Source organism: Paenibacillus apiarius (genome assembly GCF_017052585.1).
Taxonomy (GTDB): domain Bacteria; phylum Bacillota; class Bacilli; order Paenibacillales; family Paenibacillaceae; genus Paenibacillus_B; species Paenibacillus_B apiarius.
In genome coordinates this window covers 5606021-5625345 of sequence record NZ_JAFFHZ010000001.1, presented here as the reverse complement: position 1 = coordinate 5625345, position 19325 = coordinate 5606021, and the positions used below count along the sequence as shown (strand labels likewise).

Annotated in this window: 18 protein-coding genes; 3 read left to right on the top strand and 15 right to left on the bottom strand. The window is 48.2% G+C overall.

The window, feature by feature from the left end:
• Positions 1-157: 157 nt before the first annotated feature.
• The 3 genes from tyrS to JSQ80_RS24915 form a co-directional block, all read right to left on the bottom strand.
• Positions 158-1420 (bottom strand): tyrosine--tRNA ligase, encoded by a 1263-nt coding sequence (tyrS, locus tag JSQ80_RS24925; protein ID WP_206097744.1) that lies wholly within the window; start codon positions 1418-1420, stop codon positions 158-160.
• A gap of 145 nt (positions 1421-1565) precedes the next feature.
• Positions 1566-2471, bottom strand: coding sequence for an HPr(Ser) kinase/phosphatase (hprK, locus tag JSQ80_RS24920; RefSeq protein ID WP_206097153.1), 906 nt, complete (start codon positions 2469-2471; stop codon positions 1566-1568).
• 202 nt (positions 2472-2673) lie between these two features.
• On the bottom strand, positions 2674-3852 hold the full coding sequence (locus tag JSQ80_RS24915) for a cation:proton antiporter (protein WP_206097152.1): 1179 nt from the start codon (positions 3850-3852) through the stop codon (positions 2674-2676).
• A 284-nt stretch (positions 3853-4136) separates the two neighbouring features.
• Between JSQ80_RS24915 and JSQ80_RS24910 the strand changes: the two genes are divergently transcribed.
• The gene (locus JSQ80_RS24910; RefSeq protein WP_206097151.1) at positions 4137-4736 is read left to right on the top strand and encodes a TetR/AcrR family transcriptional regulator; all 600 of its coding nucleotides are present in this window, start codon (positions 4137-4139) and stop codon (positions 4734-4736) included.
• Positions 4737-4861: 125 nt separating this feature from the next.
• Here JSQ80_RS24910 and JSQ80_RS24905 read toward each other — a convergent pair whose 3' ends face one another.
• Positions 4862-6004 carry an AI-2E family transporter gene (locus JSQ80_RS24905; protein WP_206097150.1) on the bottom strand — a complete coding sequence of 381 codons (1143 nt, stop codon included), beginning with the start codon at positions 6002-6004 and terminating at the stop codon, positions 4862-4864.
• A gap of 757 nt (positions 6005-6761) precedes the next feature.
• On the opposite strand from JSQ80_RS24905, the gene JSQ80_RS24900 reads away from it, so the two are divergent.
• Both JSQ80_RS24900 and cdaS read left to right on the top strand, forming a co-directional pair.
• A complete protein-coding gene (locus tag JSQ80_RS24900) occupies positions 6762-8690 on the top strand; it encodes an acyltransferase family protein (RefSeq protein WP_206097149.1) in 1929 nt (642 codons plus the stop codon).
• A 199-nt stretch (positions 8691-8889) separates the two neighbouring features.
• Positions 8890-9522 carry a sporulation-specific diadenylate cyclase CdaS gene (gene cdaS / locus JSQ80_RS24895; protein ID WP_206097148.1) on the top strand — a complete coding sequence of 211 codons (633 nt, stop codon included), beginning with the start codon at positions 8890-8892 and terminating at the stop codon, positions 9520-9522.
• Positions 9523-9578: 56 nt separating this feature from the next.
• On the opposite strand, the gene JSQ80_RS24890 is transcribed toward cdaS, so the two are convergent.
• The 11 genes from JSQ80_RS24890 to JSQ80_RS24840 form a co-directional block, all read right to left on the bottom strand.
• Complete coding sequence (locus JSQ80_RS24890) at positions 9579-10190, bottom strand: flavin reductase family protein (protein WP_206097147.1); 612 nt, start codon at positions 10188-10190, stop codon at positions 9579-9581.
• 27 nt (positions 10191-10217) lie between these two features.
• Positions 10218-10829: an alpha/beta hydrolase gene (locus tag JSQ80_RS24885; protein ID WP_206097146.1), complete on the bottom strand. Its 612-nt coding sequence runs from the start codon at positions 10827-10829 to the stop codon at positions 10218-10220.
• Positions 10829-11776 carry a ring-cleaving dioxygenase gene (locus tag JSQ80_RS24880; RefSeq protein WP_206097145.1) on the bottom strand — a complete coding sequence of 316 codons (948 nt, stop codon included), beginning with the start codon at positions 11774-11776 and terminating at the stop codon, positions 10829-10831. Before JSQ80_RS24880 ends, JSQ80_RS24885 begins: the two co-directional genes overlap by 1 nt.
• A 483-nt stretch (positions 11777-12259) precedes the next feature.
• Positions 12260-12835 (bottom strand): ATP-dependent Clp endopeptidase proteolytic subunit ClpP, encoded by a 576-nt coding sequence (gene clpP, locus JSQ80_RS24875; protein WP_206097144.1) that lies wholly within the window; start codon positions 12833-12835, stop codon positions 12260-12262.
• 18 nt (positions 12836-12853) lie between these two features.
• Positions 12854-13579: an RNA polymerase sigma factor gene (locus tag JSQ80_RS24870; RefSeq protein WP_206097143.1), complete on the bottom strand. Its 726-nt coding sequence runs from the start codon at positions 13577-13579 to the stop codon at positions 12854-12856.
• 172 nt (positions 13580-13751) lie between these two features.
• Positions 13752-14198, bottom strand: a complete 447-nt coding sequence (locus JSQ80_RS24865) for a YrvL family regulatory protein (protein WP_206097142.1) — start codon at positions 14196-14198, stop codon at positions 13752-13754.
• A 69-nt stretch (positions 14199-14267) separates the two neighbouring features.
• Positions 14268-14705 (bottom strand): hypothetical protein, encoded by a 438-nt coding sequence (locus tag JSQ80_RS24860; protein ID WP_206097141.1) that lies wholly within the window; start codon positions 14703-14705, stop codon positions 14268-14270.
• A gap of 345 nt (positions 14706-15050) precedes the next feature.
• Positions 15051-16034, bottom strand: coding sequence for a phosphotransferase family protein (locus JSQ80_RS24855; RefSeq protein WP_206097140.1), 984 nt, complete (start codon positions 16032-16034; stop codon positions 15051-15053).
• Positions 16035-16174: 140 nt separating this feature from the next.
• Entirely contained in the window at positions 16175-16996 is an 822-nt protein-coding gene (locus JSQ80_RS24850) for a hypothetical protein (RefSeq protein ID WP_206097139.1), read from the bottom strand.
• A gap of 66 nt (positions 16997-17062) precedes the next feature.
• The gene (gene zwf / locus JSQ80_RS24845) at positions 17063-18610 is read right to left on the bottom strand and encodes a glucose-6-phosphate dehydrogenase (protein ID WP_206097138.1); all 1548 of its coding nucleotides are present in this window, start codon (positions 18608-18610) and stop codon (positions 17063-17065) included.
• 114 nt (positions 18611-18724) lie between these two features.
• Positions 18725-19279 (bottom strand): peroxiredoxin, encoded by a 555-nt coding sequence (locus JSQ80_RS24840; RefSeq protein ID WP_206097743.1) that lies wholly within the window; start codon positions 19277-19279, stop codon positions 18725-18727.
• Positions 19280-19325: the final 46 nt, after the last annotated feature.

The following is a 19325-nucleotide window of genomic DNA, read 5'->3' as shown; positions in this document are numbered from 1 at the left end:
TTTAGCTTGCGGAGGGATATCGTGGAATAAATGTCGAGCGCCATTTTGGTTTTTGTATGGGATAATTCAAAAAAATAAAAGGACTGGTTTATCGGCCATCTATATGGCTTCAAAACCAGTCCTAATGTGATAGGAACATCATGCCTGCCAACAGCAACTATTCACCCAGTTTCACGAGGCTGTAGTTCTTTTTGCCTTTGCGAATAATGATGAATCGTCCATCAAAAGAGTTGCTTGTCGTTACATCCATATTAAGATCGTCGACTTTGTCTCCATTAAGGGAGATAGCACCGTTCGTAATATCTTCACGTGCTTGTCGCTTGGATGGTTCAATCCCCAAGTCGACTAACCAATCCACAATGTTTTTCGTTTCCCGTGAAGCGTGGAAGGTAGGCATATCTTTGAATCCTTGCTCGATCTCATCAGCCGTTAACGACTTGATGTTACCGCTGAACAAAGCTTCTGTAATTTTCTGCGCCTGAAGCAATGCGTCTTCACTATGAACGAACTTGGTCATTTCTTCAGCGAGCACGCGCTGCGCTTCACGTTTATGCGGTTCCGTCGTCACCTTAGCTTCCAGTTCATCAATCTGCTCTTTCGTCAAGAAGGTGAAGAACTTCAAATATTTAATGACATCTCGATCGTCTGTGTTCGCCCAGAACTGGTAAAATTCGAACGGAGTCGTTTTCTTCGGATCGAGCCAGATCGCACCGCCTGCCGTTTTCCCAAATTTCGTGCCGTCCGCTTTCAGCATCAAAGGAATGGTCAAGCCGAATGCTTTCGCTTCGGGGCCTTCCTTTTTCCGAATCAAGTCTAAACCGCTTGTAATGTTGCCCCATTGATCAGCACCGCCGATTTGCAATTGAACGTCTTCTTCCTTGTACAGATGAAGGAAATCAATAGACTGGAGAATTTGGTAGGAGAACTCTGTAAAGGAAATCCCAGTCTGCAGGCGGCTTGCCACAATATCTTTAGCCAGCATCGTATTGACACTGAAGTTTTTCCCGTAATCACGCAAAAAATCCAGAATCGTTAAGGTAGATGTCCAATCATAATTGTTTACCATCCGCAGTCCAGTATCGCCGTCGTTGACGAACAGCTTTTTCATTTGGGCTGTCAATGCATCCACATTTTTCTGTACTTGTTCCATCGTTTGCAAGTGGCGCTCTGTTTGCCGACCGCTCGGATCACCAATTGTCCCTGTAGCTCCGCCAATCAAAATGACGGGACGGTGGCCTGCAAGCTGGAATCGTTTCAACATCATGAACGGTATCAAGTGACCGATATGCATGCTGTCACCGGTAGGATCGACACCGCAGTATAGCGAGATCGATTTCTCGCTTACTAAGGCGCGCAATCCTTCTGCATCCGTTTGTTGGTTAATGGCATCGCGCCATTCCAGCTCATCGATAATGTTCATCATATGGCCTCAGCTCCTTGGGTATATAACTAAAAAGTATCGGGGATTAGTAAACAAAAAATCGTCTCCTTGTCTATTGTAGACATAGAGACGATTAATTAACCCGCGCGCGGACAGTCGTCAATAGCAAGAACATCGCGTTATGTTACATATTCAATCGTTGAATGAAATCTTCTGCGGCGCTGTAGCCTTGCAGCTGCAAATACCAGCTATTCGCCGCCGCTTCGACCAGGCTGGCCACATCGCGGCCCGGCTGCAGCTGGATTTGAATCGTCGGCACCTTCACTCCCATATACTCCACATAACCAGGCTCCAATTGCAATTCATTGTTCAATTCATTCTCTTTCCATGTTGCCAATTCGATGTCGAGCACGATGCGCGTCTCTTCCTGAAAGGCACTGCGCCCATAAATTCGCGCCACATTGATCAATCCAATGCTGCGCAGCGCAAGAAATTCTCTCGTCTTGCCGTCATGTGTGCCGATTAAGGTCTCGGCATTCATCTTTTTCAGAACGACCGCATCATCGGAGACGAGGCGGTGGCCGCGCCGAATCAACGTCAAAGCGGTCTCGCTCTTGCCTATTCCCGACTTGCCCCGCAGCAGCACACCGATTCCCGCCACGTTAATGCACACGCCGTGAACCTGAATTTCTGGAGCAAGCATCTTCGTTATATAGGAATCCACGGCGCCAATGAATTTGGATGTCTCTTCTGATGTGCGCAGGAGCGGAATTCCTTCCCGGTTGCAGTGTTCAATTAAATAGGTGAGCCCTTCCTGATTCCCGGTAACGATGAAGCAGGGCGGATGGTACCGGACCACATTGTGGATTCGCTCGTTCCGTTCTTCATCGGTTAAGGTATGTAGATAGCCAATTTCCTTCTTTCCCAGCACTTGAATTCGTTCCTGCGGGAAGAAATCATAGTATCCCGCAAACTCCAATCCAGGCCGATGGGCGCGCGTCTTGGATACCGTTCGTTCGAACCCGGCATGGTCTGTTAATACTTCCAATTGAAAGCGGTCAATTAGCTGCTGGACCGTTATCTTTTTCACAACGATTCCTCCTTTGAGGCGAACACGTTCACAATTATATAAGTAACACTAAAATAGCAGCCGCCAGGTGTCAAACACCTGTTGTGGCCCTTCTTCTGTCTACCCTTAAAATACACTACATTACTGTGTCCGAAAAGGGCCAACTTGCAGATCGGGCAAAAAAAATCGAGCCTGCAGCTTAAGAACTGAAGGCTCGGTCTTTTTACAAGTTCACTGCTTTTTCACTAACTGCAGCCTGATCTTTATCCTTGCTGTTGAACAAGATTTTCAACAGCGGCGGAGTGACCAAGGTCGTAATAATAACCATGATGACGACAGAGGTGAAATACTCTGGCATCAGCAGGCCGGATTGCAGACCGGTAGCGGCGATAATCAAGGCTACTTCCCCTCTGGAAATCATCCCGGATCCAATCGCGAGAGCGGATTTCTTGTCAAATCCGGTGAGCCGCGCTCCAATCCATCCGCCCACCAGCTTGGTGACGATAGCCATGATGGTGATTGTAACCAATAAACCTAGCTGCTCGCCGATTCCTTCGAACGATACGTTCAACCCTATGCTTACAAAAAAAACAGGGACGAAGACGGCATAAGCAATCGGCTCGACCTTCTTCTCAACCTCGTGCTTGAAAGTCGTTTGCGATACAGCGATACCTGCGGCAAATGCGCCAATAATTCCGGCCATCTGCATCCATTCAGCAAAATAGGCGAAGCCGAAGCACACGATTAAGGCTGCGCTAATAACCGCCTCGGTTACCTTTAGCGGTGCCAACCAATTCATCACTTTTGGAACGGCAAACATTCCAGCCAAAATGATAATGACAAAGAACAACACCTTTTTCCCTATCAACAGGCCTATGGACACGTCGGTACCCTGACCTAGGACGCTCATAATAAAAGCAAGCAAAATAACGACCAAGACGTCATCGACAACTGCAGCTCCCAGGATGGTCGTGCCCTCGCGAGAGTTTAACTGGTTCATTTCCTTCAGCACTTGGACGGAAATGCTGACAGAGGTGGCGCAGAAGAGAACTGCGAAAAATAAAGCATAGCTGGAAGTAAACCCGAACGCAATGGCTGAGCTGTAACCTCCGATGAATGGCAGGATAATCCCGCCGATAGCTACGGCAAATGCAGACTTCCAATTTTTCCGCAGCTGCTCCAAGTCAGTTTCCAAGCCAGCGATAAACATAAGCAGCAGCACGCCTATTTCAGATAGTTCATGAATGAAGCTGCCGTTTTCAATCCAGCCCAGAACGGCTGGGCCAAGCAGGATGCCCACCAACAATTTACCCAAGACAGCCGGCTGTCCGATTCGAACGGATAAATCGCCGGCAATTTTGGTGAATACCAGGATTAAGAGAAGATACAAAATGAATTCCATTAGCTGCCTCACACTCCTTGAAATAATTAACAATTTTAAAAATGGCAAAAAGGAGCCTAGAATGCCAGGCTCCTCCAATTAAAACATTATTCTTTTATAAATATAATTTATATTATAGGAGACTTCATAGTAAGTTGCAATACTTTTTTCACTAACCCTGTTAATGAATCGTTTCCCCTTTGTCCGAGCGGATTGTTGACGAAGTATACTGATAGTGATAATATGCAATCAAAACAAAGATTAAACAATGTTTAAAAGGAATTGCGCAAACGAGGAGGGGGAAGATGAATCCAACGTTGGATAATGACGTCTCGACGAAGAAAAACATATTGAATATCACCTTGGAATTGATCAAAAGTGAAGGGTTCGAGGCCGTAACAGTCCGTAAGATTGCTTCAATGGCCAATGTTAACATTGCGCTCGTCAATTATCATTTCGGCACCAAGCAAAAATTAATCAACGAAGCCGTGAAGGTGCTGCTCGTTTCTTTTCAAGACAGCTTTGAAGTACTGGACGATCAGTCATTGTCATCTAAGGAAAGACTAAAGCAATTCCTGCTCCGGTATGCCGGCGCCATTCAGCAGTATCCCGAGTTGGTTAAAAGAATCATTGCCCAAGGAGCCGTTCTTTTTGAATCGCAATACGAATATGGGCACTTTTTGAGAACGATGGGATTTCACAAGGTGCAAGCGATTCTGCAAGAACTGACGGGTGAAGAAAACACGGAAAAACGAGTCATGATGATGACGCAACTATTCGGCGCGCTCTTCCTTCCAACGCTCATGTTGCCTATTTTGCAAGCAGGGGCGACTATCGAATTGCCTCCGCTTGAAACGCAATTGGATATTTTACTTGACCGCTATTTACACTACTATGCAAACTGAGCCGCCAAATGAACGACAGGGTATTCGCTTGCTTACAGGAATACCCTGTGTCCCCGCTATACCCGGATAAAAAGCGCGCGCCAACAAGAATGCGGATGTTCCACCATAAAAGACCTCACTTCCGCTTACATATGGTCTCGTTCATAAAGGTGCGATCGTTCCTTGAACCAGTTGAACAAATGAGTGACTATCACTTTCAAGACGGCATACCCCGGAACGGCCAAGACGATGCCGAGAAGTCCGAATAAGTTGCCGGCTGTCAAAATAACGAAAATAATCGTAATCGGGTGGATTTGCAACGTTTTGCCCATAATTTGCGGGGAGATGAACTTGCCTTCAACCAGTTGAACTACTGTCCATACTACGATCATTTTGAGCAGCATCACAGGCGATGTCACCAGCGCAACGATTAACGCCGGCGTAATGGCAATGGCAGGCCCCAAATAAGGGACGATACTCGTGCAGGCTGCAATGACAGCCAGAATGAGCGAATATTCAAGCCCGATGATGAGATAGCCGATGTACAGCAGAATTCCGATACAGAAGCTAACGATAATCTGTCCCCGAATATACGAGCTAATCTGATGATTCATCTCCGTCATAACCTGATCGCTCTGTTTGCGCAGCGAATTCGGTATGAATGACAAGATGTAATGCGGAAGCCGCTTCCCGTCTTTCAGCAAATAGAATAATATGAACGGGACCGTTACAAGAGTAAGAACGGTTTCTGTCACCGCTCCCAAAAAGCCGCCGATGCCAGTCCAAGTGCTATTCAACAAGGTTGATACGCGTTCGGATATCGTATTCATCAGATTCGATGTGTCAAAGTTAATCGTTTGCTGGAAACGGTTAATGAAGTCGCTGCCTATCAACTCGGTGAACAGTGTCTGGATTTGTGCACTGAATACCGGGAAATTAGCAATCAAATCGGAAATCTGTCTCCGAATGACCGGAATGACGGCCAGCACGACAATCGTGATGATTCCGAGAATCAAAATATAGAGAATAAGGATAGAAAATAGGCGCTTCACCTTTTTCTTTTCCAAATAATCGACGATAGGGTTAAGCAAATAGTATAGAACCCCCGCTAGAAGAACCGGAAGCAGCACTGTCTTGATCAAAATGAGGAGCGGATCAAATACGAAAGAAATTTTGGTCAGCACGAAAATGTTCAGCCCAATAAGCAGCATAATCAATAAAAACAGAACAAACTTGTTGTTGAGAAAAAACATTCTGAATTTGGTTGGCCTAGATGGAGGTCTCTCCATACACATTCCCCTTCTCCGCTTTTCTAGTTATTAGCGTTCGGCAAATCATAATATTATTATACAATATTACCATAATAGGCCGACACCGGATCTGAGCCGCAATCGGATACCTAACGATAAAAAACCAACCGAACGCTTTCACGCCCGATTGGCATCAAGTACAATTGAATATCAAATGGTACAGCAGCATGTCATCCCATCCGAAACCGCCATGATGAATGACAGTCTGCTGGTTGGTTCCACCTGAGGAGACAGCGCCCCCACTGCCGCTTTCTGGCTGCTCCTCCGTTTTTTCTTGGAGCAACGGGATGCACAGCCTCTAATCCTATCTTTTTTACGGCGTTAATATATGGTAAGTTTCATACTTGAACAACCAAGACCATTTTGCTGCGTATCAATAACAGGTGTTACGATTTTGAATCGTTTTTGTGATGACTTTGTAACGATAACGGTTCAACAGTCGTTTATAGTTATGACAGGAACACATATCATGATGACTGCGGGCAGTGAATCGGATTCAAGTTGCTTGATGAAGTATATATGCTGTTGAGGATAATCCCCCGTTTTCTTATGTAACAGATAACGGGGGGTTTTTATGTCTCCATTCATGCGGACGCACCAATTGAATACGGAAAGGATAGAGAATGAATGGATCGCAAGTGGGTTGGTGAACGGGTTATACATAGAATTTATCGATGGAATGTTGAAGCATTCCATTTGCTGCATACGGTTTCAGAAGATGAAGGAGATACGACATATGAATGGCCGGAGTAATGAGCAAGGGCGCTATATGACGGGGTTGGACGGACTTCGCGCATTGGCGGTGCTCGCGGTCATCATTTATCATATTGATCCGGGCTGGCTGCCTGGAGGGTATCTGGGGGTTGGCGTATTCTTTGTATTGTCAGGCTATCTCGTGACGGATATTGTCATTGCCGCCTGGCAGCGAACTCATCGCCTTGATCTCAAAGATTTCTGGATTCGGCGTTCGCGCCGGCTGCTTCCCGCCATGCTCGTCATGCTCGTTGCCGTCGTGGCATGGATTACGATTATGGATAAGTCCCTGATCCCTTCGGTAAAAGGAGATGTGCTGGCGGCATTGTTATACTCCAGCAATTGGCGGCTTATCTTTCATCAGGTTTCGTACTTTGATCATTTTGGGCCTCAGTCCCCTTTTATACATATGTGGTCTTTGGCAGTGGAAGGACAATTTTACTTGATATGGCCGCTGCTGCTGGCTATTGCGTTTCGATATGCTCCCAAGCGCGGACATTTGTTTGCGGCAACACTCGCCGGGGCAGCCATTTCATGCGCGGCTATGGTAATCATGTATGATCCTGGAACCGATCCGAGCCGAGTCTATTTCGGAACGGATACCCGGGCATTCGCATTGCTGTTTGGAGCAGCGCTCGCCATTTTGTGGCCTAGCGCTAGATTGAACACCGGTATTTCCCGCCCGTCACGGATAATGATTGAAGTTATCGGCTGGTCCGGGCTCCTTGTCGTCATTGAGATGTTTTTCTTAATGAATCGATATGACGATATGCTGTATCGCGGCGGATTCGTCCTCCTGTCCATAGCCGCCTCCTTGGTAGTAGCAGCGGTCGCTCATCCGGCAAGCAGCTTGAGCCGGTTGTTGAGCTGGAGGGCGCTACGGTGGATTGGGGTCCGATCATACGGCATTTATTTATGGCATTATCCTGTTATCGTGTTGACGAATCCGGCAGATCGGAGAGGCGAAGCCGATTGGATGTTGGCCGTCGCGCAGATTGCGCTCAGTATGATGCTTGCCGCAATATCATGGCGCTATATTGAAGAACCGGTTCGCCGCGGCAAGTTGGGATCGTGGCGCCGGCAAATCACCGACCGGAGCTGGCAATGGCAGCGGATGCGGGTGAAGCATTGGATTGCTTCGGTATGCGGATTAGGCGTCTTTATCGTATTTTGCTTCGGCATGAGCTATCAGCCTCCCGTCATCTCGGCTAGCGATAAGACGCTTGACCAGAACCATTCCGCTATGAGTGAGAACAGCAGCAAGCTTGGCAAGGCCGTCAAGCCAGAATCCGATCGTTCCAGACACGAAGGCGAAGGCACACAGACCAAGTCAACGAATCAGCCCTCTCCTTCCCGCAGACCTACTGGCGACTCGACTAAGCAAGAACAAACAGAATCGCCGAATAAGGGCTCTGTCCAACCCGATATCAGGGTGACGGCCATCGGAGATTCCATTATGGCCGATGTCGCGCCGTACTTGAAGCAGCAATTCCAGGATATCGAAGTCGATGCGGAAATCGGCCGCCAAATGTCCACAGCTCCCGACGTGCTGCGGCAGCTTAAAGAGCAGGGCAAGCTGGGCGAGTATCTGATTGTCGAGTTGGGGACGAATGGAATGTTCAATAAGAAGAAGTTGATTGCCTACTTGAGTTCACTCAAAGGTGTCAGACACATCGTATTTGTAAATACCCGCATGCCTGATGAATATGAGAGTCAAGTCAACTCGGCATTGAAGGAAGTGACTGAAGCATTGTCTAACGCCACACTCGTCGATTGGTATGAAGCCAGCAAAGACAAGGACTCCTACTTCGCGCCCGACGGTGTGCACCTCAACAAGACCGGAGCCAAGTTCTATGCCTCGCTGCTGGCCAAGGCCGTTCGGGCGGGAGTGACGACGGCGGAACGAAAATAAAAAGAAGGACATCGAGCTCAATTAGAGAACGATGTCCTTTTCGTATAGGCCCCAGCTCCAGCAAGGCCGACGTTCCAGCTTATTTGATTGCGGGTTGGATTCTGCCCGGAGCTGTGCTTTCATGAAGTTTCCAGTATAAACAAGGAACGGGCAGCCTACATTAGATTTACATGAAGTCTAGGCAATAAGGAGTTACGTAATGCAGACTGAACATTGCAATATGTCGGCAGTAAAAAGCAATTTGCGACAACAATTGGAGCAGGTATCAGGCGATATCCGCCACAGTCTGAACGTGCTCGACGGTGAAAATGACTGCTTGCTCGGCATGTTTGAGCATATAAGAAAACAAATCATCCAAATCGAATCCACTGCAGCTTCGTTCTATTTGAATTGTTATTTATCTCCGTATACCGACAAATACGCCGAGTTGACTTTGGGCATCAATCATTTGACGCAACGCAGGCATGGCGCGTTGATTGTCGTGCAGCGGGAAGATTCGCTGGACAATTTGATTCAACCGGGCACACCGATCGGCGCAACCTTGACGCACTCGTTGCTCGAATCCATCTTTATATCGGGCAGTCCCCTCCATGACGGCGCCGTCATCATCCGGGCGAACGAGATCGTGTCGGCCGGCAATATTTTGCCTCTGTCCCACTCCATTCCTGCCGGAACGAAATTCGGAACCAGGCATCGGGCCGCAACGGGATTAAGCGAGCGCAGCGATGCCCTTGTGCTCGTAGTCTCTGAGGAAAGAGGAGCGGCTTCATTCGCCTTAAATGGCAGGCTCTACCCGATTGCCCCCGACGTTCCGATCGGCAAACAGCCGTAACCCCCTCGCTGCGCGGCAGTACGGTGGGGGTTACGGCTTGGCTTGGTTGGTTTCCGCTATTGCGGACGATCTATCGAGAACAGCTTTCCCAATGTAGAATAAGAGCTCCCCGCCAGCCGGCTGACCGGATTTAACTTCGCGGGATCGATGCGGCCATTGTCATAAATGTCTTCCGCTATCTGGAAGCGGACGACACGCGCGATTAATAAATCGCAGGCTGGCGCTTCGCTGCTTCCCCCAAGCGGCAACGATCTTTCGAGCACGCACTCCATTCTGAATTTCGCTTCGGCGATGCCCGGAACGGCAATCATGTCGCTTGCAACCGGTGTTAAACCGCTTGAATCGACTTCGCTCTCATGTGGCGGCAAGTTGGCAGCCGTGCGGTTCACGGCTTCGATGCTTGATTCATCTATGATGTGAATGACCAATGCTCCCATCTCGTTGGCATTTCTGGCTGTATCCTTCATAACTCCGTTACGGCGCTGCACCGAGACCGACAGCATCGGCGGCGTACTCGATACAACCGAGAAATAACTGAAAGGCGCGGCATTCAACACTCCATCCTGCGAGAGCGTCGTCACGAAAGCAATGGGTCTTGGAATGACGCTTCCGATGAGCAGCTTGTAATTCTCGCGTTCGCTTTGCATCGCCGGATCAATCGATATCATATCTATCCTCCTGTTCATCCCGCATCATTATTGTAAAAATTGCTCCTGAAACCATGCCGCTGCCGCTGCCGCCTCCGAAGCCGTCAATTGATGGCCGAATTGCTCCCAATGGGCTGCAACCGACGCGCCCGCTCCGCTGAGCAGCTTGATCAATTCTTCCGTCTCCTGAGGCGAACAGATCGGATCGTTCGTGCCTGCTCCGATAAAGACAGGAGTCTCTGACAAGTCAGGAAGCTCTATGCCTCTGCGCGGAACCATTGGATGATGAAGAATGGCGCCCTTCCACGCGGCTTTATAATGGAACAGCAGGCTGCCTGCGATATTCGCCCCGTTGGAATATCCGATGGCAACCATGTTTGCCCTGTCGATACTATATTTTTCGGCGGCCTGAGCCAGAAAATCGTTCACTTCTGCCGTACGGGAGATCAAATCTTGCTCATCGAAGATTCCTTCCGCCAACCGTTTAAAAAAACGCGGCATTCCTTGCTCCAACACGTTGCCCCTAAGGCTGAGCACCGAGGATTCGGGCGAGATTAACCGGGCGAGCGGCAGCAAATCGCGCTCCGTTCCTCCGGTTCCGTGAAACAGAACGAGTGTCGGCGCCTTGGAATCGGCACCCTTTTCGAAAATATGCTGCATTATTTCCCCTCCTCCAATGACCGCACCTGAATCGGATGCAAATTTGCTTCAATAGCTGAACGATGCGGCTCAAACCATTCCGGCAGCATCAGCTTCCCACCTAACGCATCAGCGTGTTCGTCACGCGCAAAGCCTGGAGGATCCGTCGCAATTTCGAACAATATGCCTCCGCCTTCCCGAAAGTAGATGGCATTGAAATATTGACGATCAATGATAGGTGTCGACTGATATCCGTTCTGCTCTACGGCGCTTCGCCATTCCTCATGCTCCGCGAAGTCCTTCGCGCGCCATGCGATATGATGAACGGTGCCCGCGCCTCCATTCCCCGCCTCTAAGCTGGACAACGGGACATCGATGAGATTGCCAAGCTCGCCAGCAGCCTGAAAACGAGCATACTGGACATCTTCTCCGACTTTTTTCAATCCGAGCACGTGTTCAAGCGTATCTATCGTGTTCTGCGCATTCGTGCTGAACAAGACGGCGCCGCCAAAGCCTTTAATAGCCTTGTCGGCCGGAATGCCGCCGAACGACCACTTGCTGTCCGGGCCTGCTTGACGTTCGACGAGTTCAAGCCTCAACCCCTCATTGTCCGAAAATTGAAGATATTGTTCCTCGAACCTTGCCGCTTTCATGACCGAAATGCCAAAGCGCTTCAGACGATCCTCCCAAAAACCAAGCGAGCCTGGCGGCACGACATACGTCGTAATTCCCACTTGACCGCCTCCGATACGCCCTTTGCGCGAATTCGGCCACGGGAAGAACGTGATAATCGTTCCCGGGCTTCCAGCTTGGTCACCGAAATAGAGATGGTATACTTCAGGGGCATCGAAGTTGATCGTTTTCTTGACGAGCCGCAGGCCCAGTACGCCAGCGTAAAAGTCGACATTAGCTTGCGGATCTCTCGCAAAAGCCGTGATATGGTGAATTCCTGCAGTGTGCAATGTCATAAGTATTCTCTCCTTTGTCATTTATCAATATAGTCCGATTACGCAACGTATCCTATCCAAAAAACATCATGATCAATTGTTTTTTATCTTCAATTCGAGATATCAACCCGCAATAGTTCTTTTTCTGAACGGTAAGACATCATGTTTTATATCCGTGAAGCGCATGTTTTATAATGTCCCGCAGACTATGGAAAGGATGACGAATAACTAAAGCGGGTCGGATTGGTCATTACCCATCGCCATGTTCATGCCAAGTCACTTCTGCACTAAGTATCTTTACTTTAGATATCTCGATTTAAAGATATTATATTTACTTTCTTTTGTCAAGTCAATCATTGACCCGAAACAAGTCGGAACAATCGGCACTTATAAAAAGAACCTGGCGGCAATCATACCGTCAGGTTCAGCAGCATCTACTATAACACGATAAACCAATCGAGCTTCGTCTCGCTCGATTGGTTTATCAGTATAACTACAACATGTTTACCGGATGATCCGGTCGATCAATCCGTATTCAACCGCTTCCTCCGCATCCAGAAACCGATCGCGGTCCGTATCCTGCTCGATCCGTTCGATTGTCTGTCCGGTATGTTCAGAAAGCAAGCGATTAATCTTGTGCCGGGTTTTAATGATCCAATCAGCGTGAATCTGGATGTCGGTGGCCTGCCCGCGCACACCGCCCAGCGGCTGATGTATCATCACTTCGCTGTTGGCGAGCGACAAACGCTTGCCTTTGGTGCCGCCAGCTAGCAGAATGGCGCCGAAGCTCGCCGCCATGCCGATGCAGATTGTAGATACGTCAGGCTTAATGAATTGCATCGTGTCGTAAATGGAGAAACCGGAGGTCACCGAGCCTCCCGGGCAATTAATATACATTTGAATATCCTTGTCAGGATACTCTGCGGCCAGAAACAGCAGCTGTGCCACTATTGAATTGGCCATCTGATCTTCAATCTCTCCGGATACCATAACGATTCTGTCGCTTAGGAGCCGGGAATAAATATCGTAGCTGCGCTCTCCCCGGCTGGTCTGCTCGACCACATACGGTACTAAATTCATGGGAAGCTTCTCCTTTCGTTATGCCGCCAACATGGAAAGGCAACTGTTGACGGCGTTTCCCGCCATTCCCTGACTGCGGCGGGCGCGGCGTTCAAGCAATGTCCCGATGCATACAACAGGCTCGATGATATCGTTCAATCCCAAGGCGACGATACGGCCCGCATCCCCATTCCGGAATGCGGACAGGTAGGCTTTCAACAACTCCTGCTCCCGCGGATCGGGAAGCAAACCGACTTCGGAGTCACCGAAGCCCCCAAGGACTGTACGCGCACGGTAAAGCGCTGACTTGATGGCTCCTTCCGTTGTGCTGAGCATCGTTGCGGTATCAGCGGATGTGTATCCAAACGCCACTCTCAGCAGAAACACGGTCCGCTGCAGCGGCGACAAGTGCTTGAGCATGATCCATAGTGCCGATTCCAGCTCCAGTCGGGAATCGATAGCAGCGGCCTCAGGCGGAAGTTCCAACGCCTCTTCAAGCCGCTTAGCTGAACGCTCCTTGCGGATGAGGTCAATCCAGGCATGCTTGGCTGTCCGCAGCAAATAAGCTTCGGGATGAACCGATTCGACGCCAGTACGGCGCAGAGCAGGCAACGCTTTGAGGCAAGCCTCCTGCATAAGATCTTCCGCTTCCCACTTCGAACCAGTCAGGGATAGACAATAGTTCCGGAGCGAAGGGAGCGCCTCGATAAGAGCCGCATTCACTTCATCTTCGGATGATTGGAAATCGGATTTCACAAAGGCCATGGTATGGGCCCTCCTTTGCTAAGTCCATCTTTTACACTAAGTAAACGTCTGAATGATTGAAAAAGATACGCGGCTTCAAAAAAAAGCGTAAATCTTGAAAAAAATAAACGGATATAGGATCATCATACGCGGAAAAAACCAGGATACGGCAAAGACCTTCAGCTAATGCGGCTTATTCATCGCTAGGTTTATCGGACTCGCGGTTACGCGAAGAAAAAATGGATGCATCAATCAAATAGATAATGAGAACAAAGCCAATCTTGGAAAGTATCGAGAAATGAACCGAGGTCATTAATTCATCAATAATATGTATAGCCATAAAATCTAATAAAATCCGAAAAATGGAGGCATGCTGCTTTTTGACGTTTCGCCCGGTTCTATGAAAGTAACTCGCTTTAAAAAATACCAACATACCATTGATAACGGCATCTGCAACCAAGGAAAAACCAAAGAACAATAATATCGACGTCCAAGATTCGTATTCGACTCCTAATATTTCGAAAATGCCGATATTAAAAAACAGGAAAAAGCAAGTAACTCCAATCAGTATGGATAGCAGTAAAAAACCTACAATAATCATGGGAATTATTTTTTTTACGATTTCCTTGTTACTTTTCATTTTTCACCTCTCATGATAAATGGCTAATAAATGAAGAAGCCAACTTCTTAAAGTTGGCTTCTTCATTTATTATATCAATGTCATAATTACTTTTGCAATTGCCTCGGCAACGTCTTTTGGAACTTTCAACGCGACTGCCGCTTTCACTATTTTCGCTTCCGACCATTTTTCAATAGAGTCTAGTGCGTCAGCTAGTTTCGATGAATACTTCCTTACATTTTTAGCCATTTCTTTGTTGAATAGTTTGAGAAGAGGTTCTAAGGCCCATCCTCCGATTCTTAAAGCGTGTTTAATAGTCTTCATCGTCCATGTGACTGCACCGGAAGTTTCATATGAATTAGAATTAGCGCTAGGAGTATAGTGAATTGAAGTAGACATACTTGTATGGCTTGCATGTTGTTTTTGCTGTTGCCTTTCAGCTGCCAATGAAATCGTTGGTGATAGTGCCATAGTTACAATTGAAACAGAAAGAATCAGACTGATTTTTCCTTTAATCAATAATTTCATATATTTACCCTCCCATACTATTTATCCCTTTTACATTGTTTCATAATTTATCCAAATATACAAGTATATTTATATAAATGAATATCAACTCAAACATAGAATGCAGCATATGGGAGGAAGTGTCTGCACAAGAAGGGAAATATGAAGTAATAAACATATTTCATGCAGCCGAAACGAAGATAATCATATGAAATCTGCTTGTCCGAACAATATCGCCATTGCCTTGTACACCGTAACTGCGCCCTAGGAACGGCAACCAAACCGTTCGAACCGGATAAATCAGACCGATTTCATCAAAGGCCGTGGAAACTCAGGGCGCGAATCTTGCGGTTTCCGCTAAAGCGGTCAAATAGGCGCATATTCATTCAATGTCTTTGTGATTAAGCGCTTTAAATCAAGCATGCGGTTCGGCGTCTCATCTGTCGAGCTGTTCAGCATATCGCATAAAGCTACCAGATCCTCCAGCCTGGACAGCAGCCGCCAGTTGGAAGGAAGAACTCCGCCGGCTTGCACATACGCCTTGATAAAATGCTGCTCAAATGTCGAGTTGTTCTCTTCATAACGCAGCATATTGGCGATATCAACCAAGCGGCTTCCGGAAAATGCGAACTCCCAATCCAACACTGCCGAAACGGAGCGGCTGCGCGATTGTTCAATAAGCACATTCAATCCGTTAAAATCCGAGTGCACGAGAACCGGGGCTTCCTGATGCTCCGATAGGAGTGGACCGTATCGTCGGCTGAAGGACCATAGAGCATGTGTCATCTCCTCACCGAGCCAATATCCGCTTCGCTTTACGAACAAACTGTCTTCGATGAACGCCAGAAAATTGTCGGAGTCCATCCGGAGCGGATGATCTACAGCGAGATTTTTTCCGAAAAATCCGGCCACAGGAAAGGAATAGGCGTGAATACGGGCCAAGCTGCTGCCTACTGAAGCCGCGGCCGCCATGATATCCTCAGCGCCGCCTGTCCTCCGCACATCTCGTAAAAGTGATCCATCTTTCCATTCGACTACGGCCCACGGCCTCTCGAATCTGCTGCAGTTCCCATCGGCAAACAGAATACGCGGGACAGGGACGTTGTCCTGAACGAGACGTGCAATGGCCAGTTCTTTGTCCGCCACCTCTGCGCCTCCCCGATATAAGCGCAGCACGTAAGGCTTCTCTATTCCGTCAAGTCGAATTTTATAGTTGGAATTGCTGAATCCTTCGTTGATTCGTCTCGCGGCAATGACTCGTTTACCGTTAAAAACGGGCCCAACCAGCTCATCGATTTCCGGCAAATTAAGCTCAACAGGCGCTTCCGTTCTTTCCCAACTATCTTTCATAATCCGAGCCCCCTCTTATTCAACATTCTCATTTTAACAGAAACGCAGCTAGTGCAGCGAAAATAACGCGAACGTCTTCCACTGGACTGCTGTGACTCAGAAAAAAACCAATCGAAACTCGCGCCCGATTGGTTTTGACATCAGCTTTGCAACTTGGATCCATAGATTTGAACGTACTGACGAATCGGGATAAAGGCCATACCGTTCCAATACAGGACAGTATTGACTATTCCTAACCGATCCGCTTGATATTGCCCCATAATATTTTGAGCGGCAGTCAAATCGTAAATGCCGTCCCGTTCGTAATCGATCGGATACAACCCGCCTATATTGCCTACTTCGTCTGTCATCGGTTTTATCAGTTTTCCACCCTGATCATAAATAGAAGCCAGATAGTCAGCGCCTTTATATGCGATATCAATCGTATATTTTGTGTGTAGCTGACGATTGATAACTTCCACTTTATAATTGTCTTTATACACGACATCATAGTTCCCTTTTGTTGCGTTGAAGGTTTCAGAGTCAAATATTAGATGATATTTCCAATTCCAGTATGAAAACAGGTTGGCATATATGATGCCGCCGCTTCCTCCGGCATCGATTACGATACATATATCATCGGTTTTATCACCGGTAAAATCCCCTAAAAAAATCGTCGGATTGTAGCCGGCCGTTTCGGCAAGAGGCAGTTTCGTTACATTTTTCGTATGACCTTCTTGCACAAACAAAGCTATATGATCGATAAACGGACTCCCTTCTCCGAAAGGCTTGTTACCTGTCAAAAAAACGCTATCCGTCATACCGGCCTTTGCCTGCGCGTCGGCGAGATAGTACCAATAAAATGAATAAGATGGGAAATTCTTCACCATTGCTTCGTAATAAGCGGCAACCTTTCTGAAATAATAGGGAACACATCTTTGGCTGTTATAAGTCCAGTAAGGAAAGTGAGGGCGCCATAACAAAACACCACCTCCCATAAAATGGGGAAGTGGTGCTGTGATGAGCTTGCACAGGCAAGCAGCAACGCTTTATTGCTCAACGAACGGATTCATATTTGCGCTCTTCCTCTTTTTTGTTGCGAGATGCGATACCTTTACTGTATCTGAATCGAAAGCGGGCCACCAATGAAAGCCGTCTTCCTCCAGCAGGCGACGTGACGCGTCTGGACCATCGCTGCCAGCTTCATACGAATGAAGAGGTATCATATAGTCCTGATTCTCGAACGCTTCTAGAATCGGCTGCACCCATTTCCAAGACAACTCCACTTCATCCCAGCGGGCAAAAAATGTCGAATCTCCCGCAAGCGCATTATGGATTAGATTTTCATACGCTTCAGGCACATCGTCTTGTGCCGCATCATAATGAACGCGGATGGGTTCTGTCTTTATCTCACTGTTCGCATCCTTCACGTTGAGCTGGAACGATATCCCCTCCTTCGGACCGATATCGATGATCAGCAGATTCGGGCTTGTCGGCTCATTCGTTCGGCTATATTTATCGAGCGGATCTTTGAATTCGATGACGATGCGGGTCGATTTCTCCGCCATCCGTTTTCCGGTGCGAATGTAGAACGGAACCTCGCTCCAGAAGTAATTGTCAATCCACAGCCTAGCCGCAATGAACGTATCATTGCGAGAAGCCTCATCAATGCCGGGCTCTTCGGTGTAGCCTGCAACAGGCTTGCCGTCGATATGGCCAGACGCATATTGGCCACGGACTACGTTATGGTTGACTTCTTCCTTGTGAAGCTGCCGCAAGGAGGCCAGCACCGCTTTCTTCTTGGCAGCGACGTCCTCAGACGTGCTATGTCTCGGAAGCTGCATGGCGAACATCGTCAGCACTTGCAGCATATGGTTCTGGAACATGTCGCGAATTGCGCCAGTCTTGTCGTAATAAGCCGCGCGCTCCTCGACGCCCACCGTTTCGCTTGCCGTAATTTGCACGTTGGCTACGTATTGATTTTTCCACAGCGCCTGCAATATCGGATTCGTGTATTCCAGCATTTGCAGGTTCTGTATCATTGGCTTGCCGAGATAGTGGTCGATGCGGAATATTTCCTCTTCGGCGAATACGCTGCTCAACTGCTCGTTCAAGGCGCGGGCTGATTGCAAGTCCCTGCCGAACGGCTTCTCGATCAAGAGACGCTTCCATCCAGAGACATTGCCCAAGCCGCTTGCCTGAATGTTATGGGCAATCATCTCGAACAATTCCGGAGCGACCGACAGGTAGAAGACGCGATGGTCTGGGATGCCGAGCTGTTGCTCCCGTTGTCGTACCCGTTCAAGAAGCTGCGCGTAGTCTTCCGGAATCGCCACGTTCAAGCGGCAATAGCGGAACAGGTCCAGAAACGCGTTCAGCTCAGCCTCATTCGCTGCCGGCCGTCTGGAAAATGTCCGGATCGATTGTTCCACACGGCTGCGGAACTCGTATTCGGTCCATTCCCTTCTCCCGAGACCAATAACGGAGAACGATGGAGACAGTTTGCGATCGATATATAAGTTAAACAGGGCCGGATAGATTTTGCGCTGTGCCAAATCTCCGGTTGCCCCGAATAGTACAAAGGTTGCTGAGTTCATACAAAACCCTCCTGCCTGCTATCTATATTAGGCTGCAAAACCGTTGCCTGTATTGTGCTTATGAAAATGAAAATCCGCTCAGAGGAGCGGATTTTCCATGAATGCGTATATGCCTCAGCCTAATGTTTTCTGGCCGGGTCTCCAGTTGGCAGGGCATAGACCGCCCGCTTGGAGCGCCTGCAAAATGCGCAGCGTTTCATCAACGCTGCGGCCCACGTTCATATCGGTCACCACTTGGTAGCGGAGAATGCCCTCCGGATCGATGATGAACAAGCCGCGATGCGCAGCTGCCGTCTCTTCATCGAGAATACCATAGGCATGGGCAACCTCTTTCGTAAAGTCGGATACCACTGGATAGTTGATCGGACCAATGCCGTTGTGATCACGCGGTGTCTGAATCCAAGCGCGATGAGTATGAATGCTGTCCACGGATGCGCCGAGAATCTCGCAATCAAGCTGCTTGAATTCCTCGTAGCTGTCGCTGAAAGCAACGATTTCGGTTGGGCATACAAATGTAAAGTCAAACGGCCAGAAGAAGAACACGAGCCATTTGCCGCGATAGTCCTCTAGTGAAATGCGCTCTTCGAGCGTTTCGATATTCTTCGTCGAGAGCAGGTTGAAGGAAGGCGCAGGAAGGCCTACTTTGGCAAAAGGATATACAGTCGTCATTGTCGTGGCTGCTGTCGTAAATGTTGGTTGCGTCATTTGCTATCTC

Coding starts and splice junctions, on each gene's coding strand:
- tyrS (WP_206097744.1), bottom strand. CDS start 1,420: ATGAACATTATCGATGAGCTGGAATGGCGCGATGCCATTAACCAACAA.
- JSQ80_RS24915 (WP_206097152.1), bottom strand. CDS start 3,852: ATGGAATTCATTTTGTATCTTCTCTTAATCCTGGTATTCACCAAAATT.
- JSQ80_RS24910 (WP_206097151.1), top strand. CDS start 4,137: ATGAATCCAACGTTGGATAATGACGTCTCGACGAAGAAAAACATATTG.
- JSQ80_RS24905 (WP_206097150.1), bottom strand. CDS start 6,004: ATGGAGAGACCTCCATCTAGGCCAACCAAATTCAGAATGTTTTTTCTC.
- JSQ80_RS24900 (WP_206097149.1), top strand. CDS start 6,762: ATGAATGGCCGGAGTAATGAGCAAGGGCGCTATATGACGGGGTTGGAC.
- cdaS (WP_206097148.1), top strand. CDS start 8,890: ATGCAGACTGAACATTGCAATATGTCGGCAGTAAAAAGCAATTTGCGA.
- JSQ80_RS24890 (WP_206097147.1), bottom strand. CDS start 10,190: ATGATATCGATTGATCCGGCGATGCAAAGCGAACGCGAGAATTACAAG.
- JSQ80_RS24885 (WP_206097146.1), bottom strand. CDS start 10,829: ATGCAGCATATTTTCGAAAAGGGTGCCGATTCCAAGGCGCCGACACTC.
- JSQ80_RS24880 (WP_206097145.1), bottom strand. CDS start 11,776: ATGACATTGCACACTGCAGGAATTCACCATATCACGGCTTTTGCGAGA.
- clpP (WP_206097144.1), bottom strand. CDS start 12,835: ATGAATTTAGTACCGTATGTGGTCGAGCAGACCAGCCGGGGAGAGCGC.
- JSQ80_RS24870 (WP_206097143.1), bottom strand. CDS start 13,579: ATGGCCTTTGTGAAATCCGATTTCCAATCATCCGAAGATGAAGTGAAT.
- JSQ80_RS24865 (WP_206097142.1), bottom strand. CDS start 14,198: ATGAAAAGTAACAAGGAAATCGTAAAAAAAATAATTCCCATGATTATT.
- JSQ80_RS24860 (WP_206097141.1), bottom strand. CDS start 14,705: ATGAAATTATTGATTAAAGGAAAAATCAGTCTGATTCTTTCTGTTTCA.
- JSQ80_RS24855 (WP_206097140.1), bottom strand. CDS start 16,034: ATGAAAGATAGTTGGGAAAGAACGGAAGCGCCTGTTGAGCTTAATTTG.
- zwf (WP_206097138.1), bottom strand. CDS start 18,610: ATGAACTCAGCAACCTTTGTACTATTCGGGGCAACCGGAGATTTGGCA.
- JSQ80_RS24840 (WP_206097743.1), bottom strand. CDS start 19,279: ATGACGACTGTATATCCTTTTGCCAAAGTAGGCCTTCCTGCGCCTTCC.